An 18,812-nucleotide genomic window follows, 5' to 3' on the forward strand; every position below is an offset into this window, starting at 1 on the left:
CAGCGATATGCCAAATTTAAGTGGATATCACGGCAAAGCTGGCGGTCAGACTCAATCCCAAACAGATAACTGATCAATTGCATCCGAAAAAACAATACCGGATCGATGGAAGCTCGTCCATTGTCCAAACAGTAGAGCTCTTCTGTCAGATCATACAAAAAGTCTAAATCTAATAGCTTATCCACCTTACGTAACAAATGATCCTTAGGAATGAAGCTTTCCAGATCTATCGTCGAGAATAATTCCTGTTGATGCGTTTGCTTGCCTTGCATTGATCTTTATCGGCAGTAGATAGTGAAGCTCCTATTTTATTATTAACTCAACGTAGTATTTGGGGGTTTTTCAACAAGCCGTCTGAATTACTACATTTGATTGAATGAGTATAGTTGAATTCATAGGCCGAATCTCGATGCTTTGAGTTCCACATCTGTACGTTTCCAGGATTGCTCAAACCTCTCTTTAACAATTGCTGCACGTTCTGTTTTATTTTGTGCGGTCAATGCTTGTGTTAGTCCAAAAAGTGCCCAACCATTGTTACGAACATATTTTAAATCTTCCCAATAAACGGTTTCTGCTTCATTGGCGCGACCAGCTTTTAACAAAATAGCGCCGAGAGCCAAGCGCGGCGGGAAATGAAACTCAGGGGGTTCGGTGTACAGCAAGGCATCGTCTAGCCGAATCGCTTTATCGAGATGTAAAATTGCTTGCTCAAATTGGTTTTTTGCTCCGGCAATTTCTCCAGCAAGTACCTCAGCTGCTATGCGAAGAATGCTACTTGCGGAGTTTTTTGAAATTATAGGATCATCTTTCGATAGGCGCTCAAGAACGGTATGCAACTTTGCTAATTCCTGTTCCGCCTGCGATATATGCTGTGTCGCAACTTGCGCGAGACCTCTTACATAGTGCCAGCTACCCATCAAAAAAAGATTGGAAGCGGGAGGTGCAGGTTCTCGCAAAATTTCTTGCCAATATCCAAAACGAGCCAATGCCCAATAAGGAGTGACACGAAAAAATGCCGTGATGGGTATTTCATTCAACATGGTGTCATCAACTTTACTGGCTACTTTGCGTGCCGCTTCAATGGCCAATTGACTTTGTCCATCCAAGGTTGCGGCATACCAAAGGAAATGAATGTTATGAGGATAGTATGTAGTAGTATAAGGTCCTCTATCTTGGCACCTAGCAAGGTAACTTTCATCGACCGCAATAGCCATTTGATTGCTCTTGATGGCGTCAGCATAACGTCCGACACGCTGATAAATATGCGACGTCATATGTACTAAGTGCCCTGCTTCCGGTACCAACGTCAACAAGGTGTCGGCAGATTGTTCCGCTTTTTCAGGATTCTTGGTTGATTCCATCAAGTGAATATACATGTGCAGCGCCCCCGGATGTTTCGGGTTTACTTTTAGAATTTGCTCGGTAACACCCACGATTTCAGCGATTCCTTCGTAAGGTGTATCATCAGGCATCCAATAGCCCCACGAATGCAAATCCATTACCGCTTCGACAAATAATACCGCAATGTCTTGATCGTCCGGAAATCGTTGATGGGCTTTGCGCATAGCTTGCGCGTATGCTTTATTGTTCGTTGTCCGATCCTTGGCGTGACCTGTATAGCGCTTTTCCAAAGCGTTGATCAGTACTTGTTCACGTGGCGATATATTTTGCATCAAAGACTTAGCTTGCTGCACCAATGTGTGAGCTTGCATTTCCAAAGTGGCATTCATTTCTGCATTAATATTAGGACCCAATACCAGAGCCTGCCCCCAATAAGCCATCGCAAGATTGGGATCGAGATTCGCCGCTTCTCGGAAAGCACACCCCGCTTCAGTGTGATTAAATCCATAAGAAAAATTCAATCCCTGATTCATATATCGTTGTGCATCTTGGTTTTGCGTGGTCACAGGAAAAGAGTGCTCTCCCAATTGATATAATTTTGCAGCAAACAGCTCATCCGAACACGCGGTCTTCGTATCTGACATAACGTGTTGATGCGTGTTGTTTGTTATTTGAGATTTTTCGGATGAACTTGCTGAAATAGTGTCACTTTTGATTGCGCAGGATTGTAGTAAAACACCTATCGTCAGTGCTAAATAAATTTCTGTAAATTGAACATTTCTCAACAGCATGTATTTCTCCTTTGCCTTTAATTGCCGCACGAAGTAAAGAACGCGAAAGCCCTTTTCACGAATTGCAGCATCGATGAATTCATATTGCATTTTTATCAAAAAGATAACTAGATCTAATCGATTTCTTGATAAATCAGTTATTTACACGTGACCCTCAATGAAGATCAGAAAAACTTGATTAAGATCAAGAATGCATGTAGCAAGATTCAGTATCGTATGCAGGCCTTGATAAAAATTTAGTTTTTAAATAACAAATATAAAGGATTTATATGAATATTAAGCATTTGTTGATTTTATCGTCTGTAGTAATCGCCGTAACTGCTTGTGGTGGTAGACCGACGGCGCCAGAAACGCCTGATCCCGGTGCTTATGGAAAAACCATCCAACCTTTCCACCAAATTCCTGCGGGTGATCAGGAAGGTGGTGGTAAAGCTCGATCTACAGAAGAGAAATCAAGCTACTAACCTTTTCAGGTTTCATTGAGCTCAGCATTGAGCTATCTTAGTGCTCTATAATCGGAACAGTCGGTGAACTGATTATAGAGCACATTTTTAAACTCCAACATCATGTATTCGGATTAAAGAGTGTCATCACCAGAATCTTTGATCGTATGCCGACTATCTTAATTCTCAAGAAACTATTGAATCCAAACTTACAGTTCGTAAGCTCAACCAAAATTAGCGTGTTGGATATCTACTTTCTACAATTATTTCTCGACATTCCGAGATTTTAACTGGATGATAATTAGTCTTGTCGTCAATTTACTTTGAACAAATAACCATACTTGCGTGCTTAGTACATTGCCTTTCCCCCCTAGCATCTTTCAAGAAACGAAATTCCTATCGGCAAAGATCATAATCGTTGATCATTGCTATTTTTTCTTAATTATTACCTTGTTATCCCGTTAACTAGGAAGGCATTTAAATTCTACGGCAAACAAATTGTATTTGAGTGCTGGAAGCTTTTATTCGACATAATCACTTGGAATGACGATATGAGTATATTGGAGCTACTGGCTTTTGTAGTCAAAAATGGTGCATCAGATTTACATCTTTCATCCGGTATGCCCCCCATGATTCGAGTACATGGTGAGATTCGTCGAATCAATTTGCCTGAAATGGAACATAAAGAAGTACACAGCATGGTGTACGACATTATGAACGACAGTCAAAGAAAAGCTTACGAGGAACATCTCGAGTGTGATTTTTCGTTTGCTGTTCCGAATCTGGCACGCTTTCGTGTTAATGCATTCAATACTCAACGAGGCGCGGCAACAGTAATGCGAACAATTCCCTCCAAAGTACTTACTTTGGAGGATATTAAAGCACCGAAAGTTTTTGCAGAAATTGCCAAACAACCGCGTGGTGTAGTTTTAGTAACAGGTCCAACAGGCTCCGGTAAATCGACAACTTTGGCAGCCATGATTAATGACATCAATGAAAATGATTACGGGCACATTTTAACATTAGAAGATCCAATCGAGTTTGTGCATGAAAGCAAAAAATGCCTGATTAACCAAAGGGAAGTTGGAAGGGATACGTTAAGTTTCTCAAATGCTTTACGTTCAGCTTTACGTGAGGATCCTGACATCATTCTCGTGGGTGAGATGCGGGATTTGGAAACGATACGTTTAGCTATGACTGCAGCGGAAACCGGACATCTGGTTTTTGGTACCTTACATACTAGCTCTGCTGCTAAAACAATCGATCGTATTATTGACGTATTTCCAGCAGAGGAAAAAGAAATGATCCGCGCGATGCTATCCGAATCATTACGTGCGGTTATTTCGCAAACATTGCTAAAAACGAAAGACGGCAAAGGCCGTGTTGCTGCACATGAAATCATGATTGGCACTCCAGCTATCCGAAATCTAATACGAGAAGGTAAGGTAGCACAAATGTATTCGGCCATTCAAACCGGGCAGGGTGCAGGTATGCAAACGCTTGACCAGAATTTAACAGATCTAGTGAAACGTGGCGTTGTTTCAACGGCTGAAGCGCGTACGCAAGCAATGAATAAAGATAATTTCAGAGTTTAGCAAGCAAAATATCAATTAGCGTTATTTTATGAAAAGTTTTCGGTGATACTATGGATAAAGATCAAGCAACAAAATTTATGCATGATTTACTGCGTTTGATGTTAAGCAAAAAAGCATCGGACTTATTCATTACTGCCGGATTCCCACCGGCATTAAAGATAGATGGAAAAATGACCCCGGTTTCTCAACAATTACTGTCAGCACTCCACACTGAAACGCTTGCACGGGCAATTATGAATGAGAAACAAGCGATAGAGTTTGAAGCAAGTAAAGAAGCCAATTTCGCAATTAATCCCACGGGCATAGGGCGTTTTCGTGTCAATACTTTCGTACAGCAACAGCGTGTCGGGATTGTGCTGCGAACCATTACTACTAAAATTCCTGAGTTTGATGATTTAGGACTTCCGCAAGTACTGAAAGAAGTCGTTATGAGCAAACGAGGTTTAGTAATTTTTGTTGGCGGTACCGGTTCTGGAAAATCGACCTCAATGGCATCACTCATTGGTCATCGTAATAAAAATAGCCATGGCCATATCATTACCATTGAAGATCCTGTGGAGTATGTTCACGAACATATTAACTGCGTTATCACACAACGTGAAGTCGGAGTTGATACTGATTCATGGGAAGCAGCTCTAAAAAATACCTTGCGACAAGCACCTGATGTTATTTTGATCGGCGAGATACGTGATCGTGAAACGATGGAACATGCAATCGCATTTGCAGAAACAGGGCATTTATGCATGGGCACCTTACACGCAAACAGTGCAAATCAGGCATTAGATCGCATTATCAATTTTTTCCCGGAAGAGCGACGCATGCAATTACTGATGGATCTATCTTTGAATCTTAAAGCGCTGGTTGCACAACGCTTGATTCCCGCAAAAAGTGGCAAGGGCCGCGTAGCAGCGATTGAAGTATTGCTCAATTCACCGTTGATTGCTGATCTAATTTTTAAAGGCGATGTACATGAAATCAAAGAAATTATGAAGAAATCGCGCGAGCTTGGAATGCAAACATTTGATACAGCGCTTTTTGAGTTGTATGAAGCAGGAAAAATTGGTTATGAAGATGCCATGAGAAATGCGGACTCCATGAATGAACTTCGCTTACAAATAAAACTAAGGGGTAACGAAGTTAAAGAAAAAGACTTTTCCTCTGGAATAGAGCATCTGACAATAACCTAGATTATCTTAGAAACCAAGTATTTTTAGATTCTATCCATGTACTAAAAATCACTTATCTTTAGACTTAGTTATTTCTGAGATGGCATTCAATATCTGTTGACGTAAACTAGGACTAGCACCAAGTATTATGCCAGAGATTAGAACCGTCAGTACAATGTCGCTTTTTTTAACATTTGACTTGGCAACAATATCTCCAATTACCGATCCTAATTGAGTAGTAGAATCATCAGGGGAAACCTGTGCGGCTAGACGATTAACATTTTTCGGTGGTTTCGGTGGCGCACTTCTTCCACCTTGCTGAGAGATAATTATTAGTAGCAGCGCAGCAAGTAAAAATACTCCTCCACCAACAATTGCTCCAGCTTGCCAGTAAGGCATTATCTCGGCTAACGACAAATACAAACCAATGAGCACAAAAATTACACCCACGATCATTGCCATTACGGACAAGCCCAGAAAGGCCATGATTATGGCCAATCTGACTGATCCCTTCCACAGCTTAGCTGTTTCAGCAGCAAGCGTTTCTGTCAACAATTTTGGTAGCATTTATGCTGCAACGCTAACAGCTAACGCCTATTACTCAATAGCATACCGATTATAAAACCACCACCAAAAGCCACAAGCGCACTGGTTAAAGGTCGTTCTTCAATATATTTTTCCATATTTACTCCCACTTCCCTAGCTTGTTTTTTGACAGTTTTTTCAGCATCATGAGCCAAATCAGCAACATTTTGCCCCTGTTTTTCTGCCAGATCCTTCACTGAAGTCAATATCGATCCAATATCATTACGCAGATTAGCAAAGTCTTTTTTCATCTGATCCATTTCTTTACTGAATTCATCTGTTGTTGCCATATTTCAGCCCTCCATTTAAATTTAAGTTTGGTAACCGGAAATTAAATCACAAGAAACCCTTCTTGCGTTTTAGACAAGAATTTCAGGCAGTGTCCAGAAAACGATCCTACTTTATTTTTCAATTTGCTATTGATTATAGAGTACTTGAGAAATTACATATTCAGCAAATAAATAATTACCAATACGCTTGTCGGCACTTCGAGTAACCATGCTAAAAAATATCTACCCACTTTAGCCTCCTTATGATTTGTGATAACTAGCTTTAGTTCACCTATTTCCGGTCAATAGGACAAAATATTCATACGTTTATGTGATCAATCGGTAATAGCGAAGAGTTAGGGAGTTTTTTCATCTTCAAGTTATACGTCAGCCATCCTAATCTTAGTTTTTTGCGAGCTTTATGTAATAATGCTCGAGACCCACTAAAAAGGCAATACGAAATCCATTGAAAACAGTATCTGATCTTTGTTTCCCCCGAATGGTCTATAAGCAGGCGGATTAAGCGCATCAACACGGTCGTAGCGAATATTGGTGCGAAGGGTAAGCTTTTTTAACCAATCCCATTTGAGCTGCAATGAACGAGCCGCTTTCCAATTCAGTCCAATAGTTGCATCGTAATAATCAGCCGGGGTGACTGTGACGCTGCTCAAGTTACCAGCAAAACTGATTGCTGTACCGTTTACGTCCCCAACGTCAGCGGAGACGCGATATGGGGATGGATTGCGGAAACCAGCTTCATCACGGAACCATTCCCCGCGGAAACCGATCGATACATTTTCGGTTAAATCATAGTATAAATGCACGAGTGCACTCATCCATTCCGCATTTTTAACGGCATTAGTATATTTGAGATTATTCAGTAATATACCGCCCGCATACCCATAAACATGGTGCAAAACTAATAGCGTTTTAGGAGTAATTTTGTGTTGCAATACGATATTGTAAAAGGCCCATATTTCACTACTATGACTAGAAGTTTCACCATAGGTACCAGAAAAATGCAGGGTAGTAGCCTTGTTATCGGAGTTCCATGTAAAGCCGCCAAGACCACTCCAATTACCAAGTTGTCTATTCCAGCCACCATCCCAACCACCGGTTGCACTACCGGTAACCGCTCCCGCCAAAATATTCCAGTTGCTATTAACATTATAACTTGCCAACATTCCAGTATGCGTGAAAGGTTCTCCAATATTCATGGTATAACCCCGAGTATAGAAAAAATTCTCCGGTGCCGGAACCGTTTCAAACCCTGTTGGCGTATAAAAGTGACCCAGTTTGACGACAAGCCCGTTACCAACAGGCACATATGCTTTCAGATAAGCTTGTGGTAGCGCGATACCATAGGTTTTTGTCGAGTTACAACATAGATCGAGATCCCAGTCATTCCTTTTTAGCGGCTCACCGGAATTGACGTCATAAGCTGGTACACCGAATGCCTGGGTAAATATGGAGTCAGTTCCAAACATAAAATCAAAGCGACCGCCCCAATCGAAGGTATTACCTGAACTCCTAACTCCACGGCGCATGAACAAATTCAATTGATTCAACTGAAACCGATTGGCTTCGTCAGCAAAAATAACCGGACCATTAAAACCATTACTCTGACTAGGATTAAATGTTGCCCCGCCATGAATCCAACCGCCAAGCTCTAGTTCTTTGTTTTTTAAATAATTCATAAAACTATTGGCGTGAAGGCTTTCGGTCTGCATGATAAAAATTAATGCGCCTACAATGACAAAAAGAAGCCAAATTACATCGTATTTTAAAGGTGGTTTCTGAGAGATCTTTGCAAATTCACGTAACTTTCTTATTTTAAAGTAATTTGAGGTTTTCATTTGTAAACAATCAGATAGTTTTTTACCATTTACTAAAAACTAATCTGAAAAAATCATTTTAGGCCAGCCATTTCCGTTTGAGAAAACACAATATCTCTATTTGTTTGTTCGATAGGTAATCAATAAGAATCTCGGCAGTCTTCTCAATTCATACGCCATAATTACTAGGATATTTCCAGCATGTAATAATGCTTTCATTCGTGACAAGTGCTTGTATTGACCATCTAACTTGGTTGTCTAAGGCATGATTACGATATAACATAGCCTTTATGATAAGGCCACTGCACTGTAATCAAAGGTGACCTCTCGCAGCTTTATCGAGTTTGGCATCGAGTTTCATCATTTCGCTCTTCGCGACCGTTCACCACTTCACAAGCAGCCCTGATTCTAGGTTTAATCAACAACATCCCCGAATAAGTAAGACGACCCGCTTCATCCGATACCGGTGCATAATGAACTGCAACCGCTTTCTCTAGCAAGTTCCAGTCGATTAATTGATCAATTTGCTTCAAAGAATTCCCTTTTCGAGGGTGACGAGTTGCATCCAATTTAGAGAAACTCATGCTCACACTTAGTGCTATTGATTTAAAACTAAATTGTAGCATCGGACTGGGTAATCAAGAGCACAACCATGCACAGTTTCTCATATTCAACATATTCATATCACTCGATTCATTGAATTTGGATCGTAGTCTGTGGAAACATCGCTCTGAATAAAAAAACAGGAGAGGGCATCAGGAATTACTTCCATAAGAAAGTTCTTGCAAAACACTATTTCCTCAAGATCATGATTAATAAAGGCAATAAATTAACGTATTAATTTTTAGACCATTCAATCATACCGCTATACGCTGTCAGTAACACCATGATACCAAACACGATACGATACCAAGCAAAAATCGTAAAATCATGATTACTAACAAAACGAACCAATCCTCGTACTGCGATTAATGCACTGATAAAAGCGGAGACGAAACCAACCGCGAACATACTGAGGTCCCCCCACTCGAGTAATTCACGATTTTTGTAAACATCATAGACCGTTGCAGCGAACATCGTAGGAATCGCCAGGAAAAAAGAAAATTCTGCAGCAGTTTTTCGAGACAAGCCAAAAAGTAATCCACCGATAATAGTGGCGCCTGAACGCGATGTACCGGGGATAAGCGCCAAACATTGCGCACAACCTATTTTGAGCGCATGCTTCCAATTCATGTCATCAACGTTTGCTACTTCGATGGGATGTTCTCGACGCTCTACCCACAAAATCAATAAACCACCGATAATCAACGCGATCGCAATCGGGATAGGATGAAATAAATAGTCTTTAATGATCTTAATGAAGAAGAATCCCAATATTGCAGCCGGTAAAAATGCAATCATGAGATTCATCACAAACTGATTGGCAGTAGCATTACGACCTACACCACTGATCACTTGTATTACCTTATTACGATATTCCCAACAAACCGCCAGAATGGCTCCAAACTGAATAGCAATCGTAAATACCATGCCACGCTCATCATTGAAATCTAACAAACTACCAACCAAAATTAAATGGCCAGTGGAAGAAATGGGAAGAAATTCCGTCATTCCTTCCACTACACCTAGAATGAGCGCTTTTAATAATAAAATAAAATCCATTGGGCTATTGGTACGCCTGCAAAATTAATTGGATACAAAAAAGAACTTACAATTTACCGTAAATTTCAGATCCTTTTTCCTTAAATTCCGCTGATTTTTGCACCATTCCCAGCTGTAAAGCTTCGTCATCGGCAACGCCCTGGCTAGCAGCATAATCACGAACATCCTGTGTAATTTTCATGGAACAAAAATGCGGCCCACACATTGAGCAAAAGTGTGCCACCTTGGCACCCTCTTGCGGTAAGGTTTCATCGTGAAACTGTTGCGCTTTGTCAGGATCGAGACTCAAATTAAATTGATCTTCCCAACGGAATTCGAAACGTGCTTTCGATAACGCATTATCACGGACTTGCGCACCGGGGTGACCTTTTGCCAAATCGGCTGCGTGTGCAGCTATTTTATAAGTAATGATACCGTCTTTGACATCATCTTTATCTGGCAAGCCGAGGTGCTCTTTGGGTGTGACATAACACAACATTGCCGTACCATACCACCCGATCATTGCAGCGCCAATCGCAGACGTAATGTGATCATAACCAGGTGCAATATCGGTTGTCAGTGGACCGAGCGTATAAAAAGGTGCTTCATCGCAATATTTCAACTGCAAATCCATGTTCTCTTTGATTAAATGCATCGGCACATGACCAGGTCCTTCAATCATGGTCTGCACATCATGCTTCCACGCAATTTGTGTTAATTCGCCGAGCGTTTTGAGCTCGGCAAACTGCGCTTCATCATTCGCATCATGAATAGAACCTGGACGCAAACCATCGCCAAGCGAGAAACTGACATCATACGCTTTCATAATCTCACAAATATCTTCAAAATGCGTATATAGAAAGCTTTCTTGATGGTGCGCCAAGCACCACTTTGCCATGATTGAACCGCCGCGAGATACGATACCAGTCATACGCTTTGCTGTCATCGGTACATAAGCCAAGCGTACCCCCGCATGAATAGTGAAATAATCAACGCCTTGCTCGGCTTGCTCTAGCAAAGTATCACGAAAAATTTCCCAGGTCAGTTCTTCCGCTTTGCCATCGACTTTCTCTAATGCTTGATAAATCGGTACAGTACCAATTGGTACCGGACTATTACGAATAATCCATTCGCGGGTTTCATGGATGTTTTTGCCAGTAGACAAATCCATTACGGTATCACCCCCCCAACGAATCGCCCAAGTCATTTTTTCAACTTCTTCCTGGATACTAGAGCCTAACGCAGAGTTACCGATATTTGCGTTGATCTTAACCAAAAAATTGCGCCCTATGATCATGGGCTCGGATTCTGGATGATTGATGTTGGCTGGAATAATGGCGCGTCCACGTGCTACTTCGTCGCGAACGAATTCCGGCGTAATCATTTTAGGCAAAGATGCACCAAAATCGTGCCCCGGATGTTGACGCGTCAGTATTGCATGATGTTCCGCATTAAAAACTTCCACACGCTGATTTTCTCGAATAGCGATGTACTCCATTTCTGGCGTAATGAGACCACGACGCGCATAATGCATCTGGGTAACATTCAAACCGGCTTTGCTACGGCGAGGTTTTCGCTGTAAATTAAAACGCATGCCAGCCAATTGAGGATCATTTAGGCGAGATTGACTGTAAGTCGAATTGTGGCTGGATAATATTTCTGTATCGCTCCGCTCAGCAATCCAATTTTCACGCAGTGCAGGTAGTCCTTCGCGGATATCGATTTTCGCCGATGAATCGGTATAGGGGCCTGAAGTATCGTACACCCAAATAGATGGGTTTTTTTCTGCGCTTTTACTCGTAGTTGTGTCGCTTTGACGAATTTCACGCATAGGTACGCGGAGATCGGAACGCGATCCTTGCACATAGATTTTCCGGGAATTCGGTAGCGGCTTAATCGCCGCAGCATCGACTTGCGCAGAAGTATTGGAAAAAAGCTTTGGGTTTAAAATTGAATTCATAAAATAATCGCTCCTTAAAAAATGCCATAAAGAGCAGGGGTTCAATCCCAGCTTCCCTACGGCGGCATTATCCGCGTCAGGTATTAAGGGACTTTCTCACCAGAAATCAGATAATTCTGAAAACGGACCCCTAGCCGATGCTGTGAAGCTAATGGAAATATGAAATAATTGCAAGTCTTACTCTTAAAATTAAAAAAAACGGATGATCACAATGAATCTCGAAATCGAAGAAACCCGATCTCTTATGGTAGTACAGCAAATTCGTCCATGGTATGTTTTGGATGATAGTGTTTTGGATATGCTATATAAAATTAAACGTGAAGATTTCGTTCCCCATGAAAATCGCTCACTGGCTTTTGTTGATATGAAAATCCCTTTAGGATATGGGCAAATCATGCTTGAACCCAAAGTTGAAGCACGTATTTTACAGGAACTAAAAATTACCAAAAACGATAAAATTTTAGAGGTTGGTAGCGGCAGCGGCTATATGACCGCACTATTAGCTGAAAAAGGCAATCACGTATACAGCGTGGAAATCTTGCCAGAACTTAAATTACTGGCAGAAAAAAATCTAAAAGGGTATAACATTCAGAATGTCACGCTTGAACAAGGCGATGCTGCACAAGGATGGACTAAATATGCCCCTTATGATGTCATCGCGCTCACCGGATCGACTCCAGTACTGCCGGAAGTTTTTAAACAAAGCTTGAATATTGGTGGTCGCCTGTTTGCAATTGTCGGAGAAGATCCAGTCATGCAAGCTTTGTTGATTACGCGTACTGGATTAACTGAGTTTACAACTCGCAATCTTTTTGAAACCAGTATCACTCCCCTAATGAATGCACAACAACCGGAAAAATTTTTATTTTGAATCTCTACAAAAACTTAGCTACGGTAACCATCAAAGCGAGCTTACTATTGGTACAGTCTCATTGATTCCACGAAGCTATCGGAAATCAATATGAAACTGTGGCAACTGATTCTAGTCGCATTCATCATTGCCTTCTGGCATCCCCTGCTCGCAGCGGCGGATTTGATGGGGGTATACCAAGATGCGTTGGCACACGATGCGCAGTACCGTTCAGCACGAGCTATTTATGAAGCAACCCAAGAAAAGACGATTCAGGGTCGAGCCGGCTTTTTACCGAATATTGGAGTTTCTGCGGCTCGCTCTATTCAACAAATCAACCCAGGAAAAGTAATTTCCTCTACTACAGGGATGCCGGTTAATCCTCCTGAAAATACTATCCATACGGGAAGCGTTGTCGTGACTGCAACGCAACCGCTGTTTCGTATGGAAAACATCATTATCTACCAGCAATCGAAAACAGAGGTAAGTCGAGCCGATGCGCAATTTATCGTGGCTGGACAGGATTTGATTTTACGCGTTTCACAAGCCTATTTTGATGTCTTGGATGCACAAATCGATATAGAAGTCGTTGAAACACAGAAAAAAGCCATCCAAAAACAATTAGAGCAAGCCAAGCGTAATTTTGAAGTAGGCACTGCCACTATTGTAGATACCAATGAAGCGCAAGCACGTTACGATTTAACGCTATCGCAAGAAATTGCTGCCCGGAATGCGCTGGAAATCCGGAAGCGCACGCTGCAAAGTGTCACGACCCACTTTCCTGAGCATCTGACAGGTGCGAAAGAAATTATCTCTGAATTGACAGGGTTGAAATACAAAACCATGGACGAATGGGTGCAAGTCGCTGAATCACAAAACTTTACGTTAAAAATACAGCAGGCTGCCTATGAACTAGCACTTCAGGAGGTTAAAAGAATCAACGCGCAACACTATCCAACATTAGATTTGGTTGCCCAATATAGCGCTCAAGAAAATGTGGGTGCAGCAATTACCGGCCGCGGTATTGATCTCATATCAAAATCCATTGGAGTACAACTCAATGTCCCGATATTTCAAGGCTTTTCGGTACAGTCCAAGGTTCGTGAAGCAATAGCGTTAAAAGAAAAGTCCTACCACGATTTGGAAAATACCCGACGCAACATTACCTTACAAGTGCGCCAACAGTATCTGAATGTTACCAACGGTATTGCACAAGTCAAAGCACTTAAACAAGCTTACAAATCTAGTCAAACACAGTTGGAATCAACAATGTTGGGGCAACAAGTTGGCGTCCGAACCGAGGTCGATGTTTTAAATGCACAACAACAAATGTATGCTGCCAAACGTGATTTAGCCAAAGCTTATCACAGCTATTTAATGTCACGGTTACGCTTAACCGCAGAAACCGGTGAGTTAGATGAAGACGCTTTGATACAAGTCAATGCTATGCTGGTTAAGTAGTCATTCTTACGAAATTAATTCGCGCAGTTTTTACCAAACCGCAGATTCTTTTATTTGTTTATTGGATTAATTGCTGATAGATTACAGGCAACACATGAGAGAGTCGGTCTGGTCGAGCCACAATCGTATAGCCACCCCTACCAAACAAATAAGGAAAATAATCCTGTGCTTTGTGGTCTATCGTAATCCCAAACACGGACAAGCCTGCATGACGAGCCTCAATAATAGCTTGTCGGGTATCTTCAACACCATAACGACCTTCGTAATAATCGAGATCGTTCGGCTTGCCATCGGTCAGGAGCAGGAGCAGGCGATGCCGTTCAGTACGATGTTTGAGAAGTTTGCTGGTATGTCGCAAAGCTGCACCCATACGTGTGTAATACCCTGGGCGTAATGCTGCGATACGCCGAAGTAAGCGAGCATCAAATGCCTCAGTAAAATTTTTCACTTCAGTGACACGCACATAATCCCGCTTGCGTGACGTAAACGTGTAAATGGCGAATGTATCGCGACAAGTGGCAAGTCCTGTCGCAAGCGTGATTAATGCCTCTTTTTCAATATCAAGAATCCGCCTACCACCAATCCAACTATCTGTGGATAAGGAAACATCCATCAGAATGGCAACGCTCAAATCACGAGACTGCTGCCGTGTATCAAGGTAGATTCGGTCCGAACTATTACCGGTTGCATGCAGATCACATCTTGCACGTACTAAAGCATCCATATCGAGCTCAGTGCCATCCAATTGACGATGAAGCCTTTCACGTTTTGGCCGTAGCGCCTCAAATTGACGGCGAATTTTGCGAAAACGCTTTTTCGCCTGAAGATCGGGTTCCCACTGTTCAGCACTTTCAGTTGCGTGCTGAAAGATAATCCGACATTGTTGGGCATGATACTGTTTACGCCTGAAATCCCATTCCGGATAAACCAGTTCGGAAATTAATATCGCCGGATCGACATCGCCTGGCGAGAGATCCAAATCAAACTTCAATCGAGTAGCAACACGCTGCTCATTAGGACTTAGCGTAATTTCTTCCAGTTTTTCCGCGGCATCTTTAGCGGTATCCTCTTCATCGTCCTGTACCGCTCGATTAACATTGACCATTTCGGACCAACTCATCAATTTCTCGAAACGATTCAATAACAACGGGTCATCGCGCGTACTTTGATCTTGTTTTTCCCAGCGGCTTTTTTTATTGCGCTGTTTTTCATTGGTCTCGGCACTATGTGCTGAATGATCATCCAAATCATCCGGCTTAGCATTTTCAGACTTTAGATGAGCACTTATTTTCCCCCATAGCGGCACCGGTAAAAAGGTACGATAATTTCTAGTAGCATGCCATTGTGTAAAATCGGGCACTGGCTGTTGGATAGCTTGTAAAAAAATACTTCCTAATGTATCCATGTATGGTTGCGCTCCCAACATTACCTGAATTACGTTCTCGACAGCTTGCTCTTGTGCTGTCAGTGAACGCTGAGGCCGTGACTCCTTGATGGCGATACAAAGCCTGCGGTAGCTTTGAGCCAACCTTGGATAACGCTGATTAGTATGGGTACTTATCCAGTAAGCCTGGTGCAAAAAAGCAAGATCGGCTTGCAAAAGATCAGAGCGCTTTAACGACGACGAACAGTTCAAGTCGTTCGCTGTAGCGAAAAACACAGCGAGCCAAAAATAATGTTGTCGATTTAAGTCATTGTCTGAAAAATAATCGAGTGTTTCTGGAAGCAGCATGCGCTCTGCGTTGCATTCAATCGGAGCAATTGATTCTTGCATCATACCGAGACGTTGACGCAGCATCAGTCGATGTTCTGACGATTGCTGCGCTCCTGCAATAATACCCACACCTGGTGCGCCGCCCATTCCACGAAAAAAAACACCGAGTGCAACGCGCACGTTATCCAATGACACAGCCGCCTCCGGATAGCGCTGATAGCTAGGAGATTTACCAATCATGCGGTGCCATAAGTGACCGACCTGTTCCTCCAGTTCGGTAAATTCAAGCCATTTCATTATCGACCAAACGTCGCGTCAATTAACTCCAACAATCCTTGTTTCACTTCCGGGTCGTCGCACAATGGTTCTACTAGTGCCGCTTCAGCAGCTTGATAGGGATTGAGGCCATTCTTCAATAACGTAGCGCAGTAGATCAACAACCGTGTAGATACAACCTCTTCCAGATCAACATCTTTCAATGCGCGCAACCGTTGGGCCAGTGCAGCGAGGGAAATACACTGTGATTCGGGTAAGCCACTTTCCGTGGCGATGATTTGAGCCTCGATAGCAGGTGGGGGAAAGTCAAAGCTAATAGAAATGAAGCGCTGGCGTGTACTAGGCTTTAGGGATTTCAGAATGTTCTGATAGCCTGGGTTGTAAGATACTACCAACATGAATTGATGCGGAGCTTTCAGTAATTCGCCAGACCGTTCCAAAGGTAAAATCCGTCGGTCATCTGTCAATGGATGCAGCACAACCGTCACATCTTTACGTGCTTCTACGATCTCATCCAGATAACAGATACCACCTTCTCGGACAGCGCGAGTCAATGGTCCATCAACCCATTTTGTTTCACCGCCTTGCAGCAAGTAACGCCCTGTCAAATCCGCCGCTGTCAAATCATCGTGGCAAGAAACTGTATGTAATGGCCGCCCTAGGCGAGCAGCCATGTGCGTAACAAATCGAGTTTTACCACAACCGGTTGGTCCTTTAATCAACAGCGGTAAGCCTTCTCGATAGGCAGTTTCAAACAATGCGCATTCATGACCAATTGGTCGGTAAAATGGAATCTCTGTTATCTGCGGATCATATGCAGCGCCAACAGTCTTTTGAACGATTCTGTGATCGATCATCGGTTGTTAATGTGTGTGCTTCGATGTCAAGGCCTGTTCACGTGCTGGGCCTAACGCCGAATAAATAAACATCAGTGCACCAATGATAAAAAACACTCCAGCCCCCAAACGTAGCCAGTAAAATAATTCGATTTGCGATTGTACTTTCATGTATCCCATCTCCAGCACACGCTGCAAATGCGTTTGCAGGATACCCGCGAATACCAATGCAAACGTAATACCGATCATGGCGGCATTCATAAGCCAGAAGCTCCAAATATTCAAGGTTTGATTGAAGGGCTGTAGTTTGCGCAACGCAGGTAGCGCATAAGTGAAGAACGCCAAATTCAGCATCACATAAGCACCATAAAAAGCCAGATGGCCATGTGCAGCCGTCAGTTGTGTGCCATGCGTATAGAAATTAATCGATGGAAAGCTGTGCATGAGGCCAAGCAGTCCAGCGCCAATGAAAGCCATGACCGGACAACCCAAGCTCCAGAGAATAGCTGCTTTGTTAGGATGATCTCGGCCACTTTTCTTGACTAAGTAAAAAGCCCATAACATCATGGCAAAAAATGGAACAACTTCTAAAAAAGAAAATATAAGACCAATCCAGTGCCAGTATTCTGGCGCACCGATCCAGTAGTAATGATGGCCCGTTCCAAGCAAACCACTAAACAATGAAAAACCGACAATGACATACAACCATTTTTCAATCACTTCGCGATCAACGCCAGTTAATTTGATCAGCAAAAATGCCAACATGGCTGCCATAATGAGTTCCCATACGCCTTCCACCCATACATGCACGACCCACCACCAATACAGTTTATCGACAGCAAGATTATCGGGGTTATAAAACGCAAACATAAAGAAAATTGCCGCACCCCATAAACCCAATAACAACACAACAGACACGACCGTTTTGCGTCCTTTGAGCACAGTCATGGTGACATTATAAATGAATATCAAAAAAGCAATAACCATTAAGACTTTGACCAAGAAAGGCTGCTCCAGAAATTCCCGTCCTTCGTGAATGCCCAAAAGATAACTACCTACCGCAGCTAACGCCGCAAAAACAAAAATGCCCAGTTGCAACCACGCCAGTTTAGGGCTATGAATTTCCCGTTCACTTTCTTCCGGAATCAAAAAATAACTGGCGCCAAAATAACCGAGCAACAACCAAACCAGCAGCGCATTGGTATGAATCATCCGGAAAATGTGAAAAGGTACGGCTTCCGAAAGAAAATTTGGAAATACGTAAACAGTACCAGCCAACAAACCAGCCAAAATCTGAACCAGGAATAAAGCAAGAGCAGCTATAAAATAGGGGAAGGCAAGCCCCTGTGAATCATATTTCATTGATATGTCTCCTAAGACTGTATCTAAGTAAATAGAATAACTTGAATGATCAGATGTTAACCAGAAACATTGGGTGGCCAGCCAAGGGTATTGATACGACTCGTCCATTCGAGAAAATCTATCAAATCATCCAGTTCCTGCTCGCTTAAATTAAACTGGGGCATTTGTCGCCGTCCTTCAATACGGGTCGGCTGTGCGCGCATCCATGCCTTAAGTCCTAATCGAGCCCCTTCCGGGCTCTGCTTGCCGCCGTAGCGAACCCAAACATTACCCAATTCGGGAGCAAAATAAGCGCCTTCCCCAAGTAAAGAATGGCAATTAATACAAGAATGACGCTCCCATACATGCTTACCTCGCGCAACCGACTCTGTCAGCGTAGATTCATCAGTCGCCGTATTAACCATGTAAAAATGACTGTGAATGGTTAAAACTGTGAAAGCTACTAGAAAAAAAATAGAGCCACCGTAGAAAATATTACGTGCGGCTGATTTGGTTAAATATTCGGCCATATTAATGTTACTCCTGATTGGCAGACATTAAAAACCTCTTTAGCATAGAGGAGTATTATCCATAATAATCAAATGGATATGTTGTTTTCATCGAATCCGGACTTGATTCTAGCTTAAATGTTATAAGAATAAAAGCTAAAGAAGTATCGATAAACTCGTCAAGTCAGCAAGGTACAAA

General features: G+C 42.5%; 17 protein-coding genes and 1 riboswitch. Of the genes, 5 read left to right on the top strand and 12 right to left on the bottom strand.

Annotated elements, in window-relative coordinates; genetic code table 11:
- The coding region (locus W03_RS00005; RefSeq protein ID WP_244070154.1) for a transposase at window positions 1-272 on the bottom strand (272 nt) is incomplete at its 3' end.
- A gap of 120 nt (window positions 273-392) precedes the next feature.
- Window positions 393-2,222 (bottom strand): hypothetical protein, encoded by a 1,830-nt coding sequence (locus tag W03_RS00010; protein ID WP_244070156.1) that lies wholly within the window; start codon window positions 2,220-2,222, stop codon window positions 393-395.
- A gap of 179 nt (window positions 2,223-2,401) precedes the next feature.
- Here W03_RS00010 and W03_RS00015 point away from each other — a divergent pair, with 179 nt between their 5' ends.
- The 3 genes from W03_RS00015 to W03_RS00025 all read left to right on the top strand — a co-directional run bounded on the left by W03_RS00015 (window position 2,402) and on the right by W03_RS00025 (window position 5,357).
- Window positions 2,402-2,596: a hypothetical protein gene (locus tag W03_RS00015; RefSeq protein WP_244070158.1), complete on the top strand. Its 195-nt coding sequence runs from the start codon at window positions 2,402-2,404 to the stop codon at window positions 2,594-2,596.
- Between the two features lie 530 nt (window positions 2,597-3,126).
- Entirely contained in the window at window positions 3,127-4,170 is a 1,044-nt protein-coding gene (locus W03_RS00020) for a type IV pilus twitching motility protein PilT (protein WP_244070160.1), read from the top strand.
- Window positions 4,171-4,220: 50 nt separating this feature from the next.
- Entirely contained in the window at window positions 4,221-5,357 is a 1,137-nt protein-coding gene (locus W03_RS00025) for a PilT/PilU family type 4a pilus ATPase (RefSeq protein ID WP_244070164.1), read from the top strand.
- A 48-nt stretch (window positions 5,358-5,405) separates the two neighbouring features.
- On the opposite strand, the gene W03_RS00030 is transcribed toward W03_RS00025, so the two are convergent.
- The 6 genes from W03_RS00030 to thiC all read right to left on the bottom strand — a co-directional run bounded on the left by W03_RS00030 (window position 5,406) and on the right by thiC (window position 11,626).
- Window positions 5,406-5,903, bottom strand: a complete 498-nt coding sequence (locus W03_RS00030; RefSeq protein ID WP_244070166.1) for a phage holin family protein — start codon at window positions 5,901-5,903, stop codon at window positions 5,406-5,408.
- A 20-nt stretch (window positions 5,904-5,923) separates the two neighbouring features.
- Window positions 5,924-6,211, bottom strand: coding sequence for a YqjD family protein (locus tag W03_RS00035; RefSeq protein ID WP_244070168.1), 288 nt, complete (start codon window positions 6,209-6,211; stop codon window positions 5,924-5,926).
- 422 nt (window positions 6,212-6,633) lie between these two features.
- Window positions 6,634-7,920 (bottom strand): porin, encoded by a 1,287-nt coding sequence (locus tag W03_RS00040; RefSeq protein ID WP_244073665.1) that lies wholly within the window; start codon window positions 7,918-7,920, stop codon window positions 6,634-6,636.
- Window positions 7,921-8,360: 440 nt separating this feature from the next.
- Entirely contained in the window at window positions 8,361-8,558 is a 198-nt protein-coding gene (locus tag W03_RS00045) for a hypothetical protein (RefSeq protein ID WP_244070170.1), read from the bottom strand.
- Window positions 8,559-8,862: 304 nt separating this feature from the next.
- The gene (locus W03_RS00050) at window positions 8,863-9,687 is read right to left on the bottom strand and encodes an undecaprenyl-diphosphate phosphatase (protein WP_244070172.1); all 825 of its coding nucleotides are present in this window, start codon (window positions 9,685-9,687) and stop codon (window positions 8,863-8,865) included.
- A 46-nt stretch (window positions 9,688-9,733) separates the two neighbouring features.
- Window positions 9,734-11,626: a phosphomethylpyrimidine synthase ThiC gene (gene thiC, locus W03_RS00055; RefSeq protein ID WP_244070174.1), complete on the bottom strand. Its 1,893-nt coding sequence runs from the start codon at window positions 11,624-11,626 to the stop codon at window positions 9,734-9,736.
- A 36-nt stretch (window positions 11,627-11,662) separates the two neighbouring features.
- A riboswitch (TPP riboswitch) is annotated at window positions 11,663-11,768 on the bottom strand.
- Between the two features lie 69 nt (window positions 11,769-11,837).
- On the opposite strand from thiC, the gene W03_RS00060 reads away from it, so the two are divergent.
- Together W03_RS00060 and W03_RS00065 are read left to right on the top strand one after the other, a co-directional pair.
- A complete protein-coding gene (locus W03_RS00060; RefSeq protein WP_244070176.1) occupies window positions 11,838-12,497 on the top strand; it encodes a protein-L-isoaspartate O-methyltransferase in 660 nt (219 codons plus the stop codon).
- A gap of 90 nt (window positions 12,498-12,587) precedes the next feature.
- Window positions 12,588-13,937, top strand: coding sequence for a TolC family outer membrane protein (locus W03_RS00065; protein WP_244070178.1), 1,350 nt, complete (start codon window positions 12,588-12,590; stop codon window positions 13,935-13,937).
- A 58-nt stretch (window positions 13,938-13,995) separates the two neighbouring features.
- On the opposite strand, the gene W03_RS00070 is transcribed toward W03_RS00065, so the two are convergent.
- From W03_RS00070 to W03_RS00085, 4 genes are read right to left on the bottom strand one after another with little or no spacing between them, the layout of a single operon-like run.
- On the bottom strand, window positions 13,996-15,948 hold the full coding sequence (locus W03_RS00070) for a nitric oxide reductase activation protein NorD (RefSeq protein ID WP_244070180.1): 1,953 nt from the start codon (window positions 15,946-15,948) through the stop codon (window positions 13,996-13,998).
- Window positions 15,948-16,784 carry a CbbQ/NirQ/NorQ/GpvN family protein gene (locus W03_RS00075; protein ID WP_244070182.1) on the bottom strand — a complete coding sequence of 279 codons (837 nt, stop codon included), beginning with the start codon at window positions 16,782-16,784 and terminating at the stop codon, window positions 15,948-15,950. Before W03_RS00075 ends, W03_RS00070 begins: the two co-directional genes overlap by 1 nt.
- 6 nt (window positions 16,785-16,790) lie before the next feature.
- The gene (locus tag W03_RS00080; RefSeq protein WP_244070185.1) at window positions 16,791-18,125 is read right to left on the bottom strand and encodes a cbb3-type cytochrome c oxidase subunit I; all 1,335 of its coding nucleotides are present in this window, start codon (window positions 18,123-18,125) and stop codon (window positions 16,791-16,793) included.
- A gap of 56 nt (window positions 18,126-18,181) precedes the next feature.
- A complete protein-coding gene (locus tag W03_RS00085) occupies window positions 18,182-18,634 on the bottom strand; it encodes a cytochrome c (protein ID WP_244070187.1) in 453 nt (150 codons plus the stop codon).
- Between the last annotated feature and the right edge of the window lie 178 nt (window positions 18,635-18,812).

The organism is Nitrosomonas sp. PY1, assembly GCF_022836435.1.
In the GTDB taxonomy this organism is placed as follows: domain Bacteria; phylum Pseudomonadota; class Gammaproteobacteria; order Burkholderiales; family Nitrosomonadaceae; genus Nitrosomonas.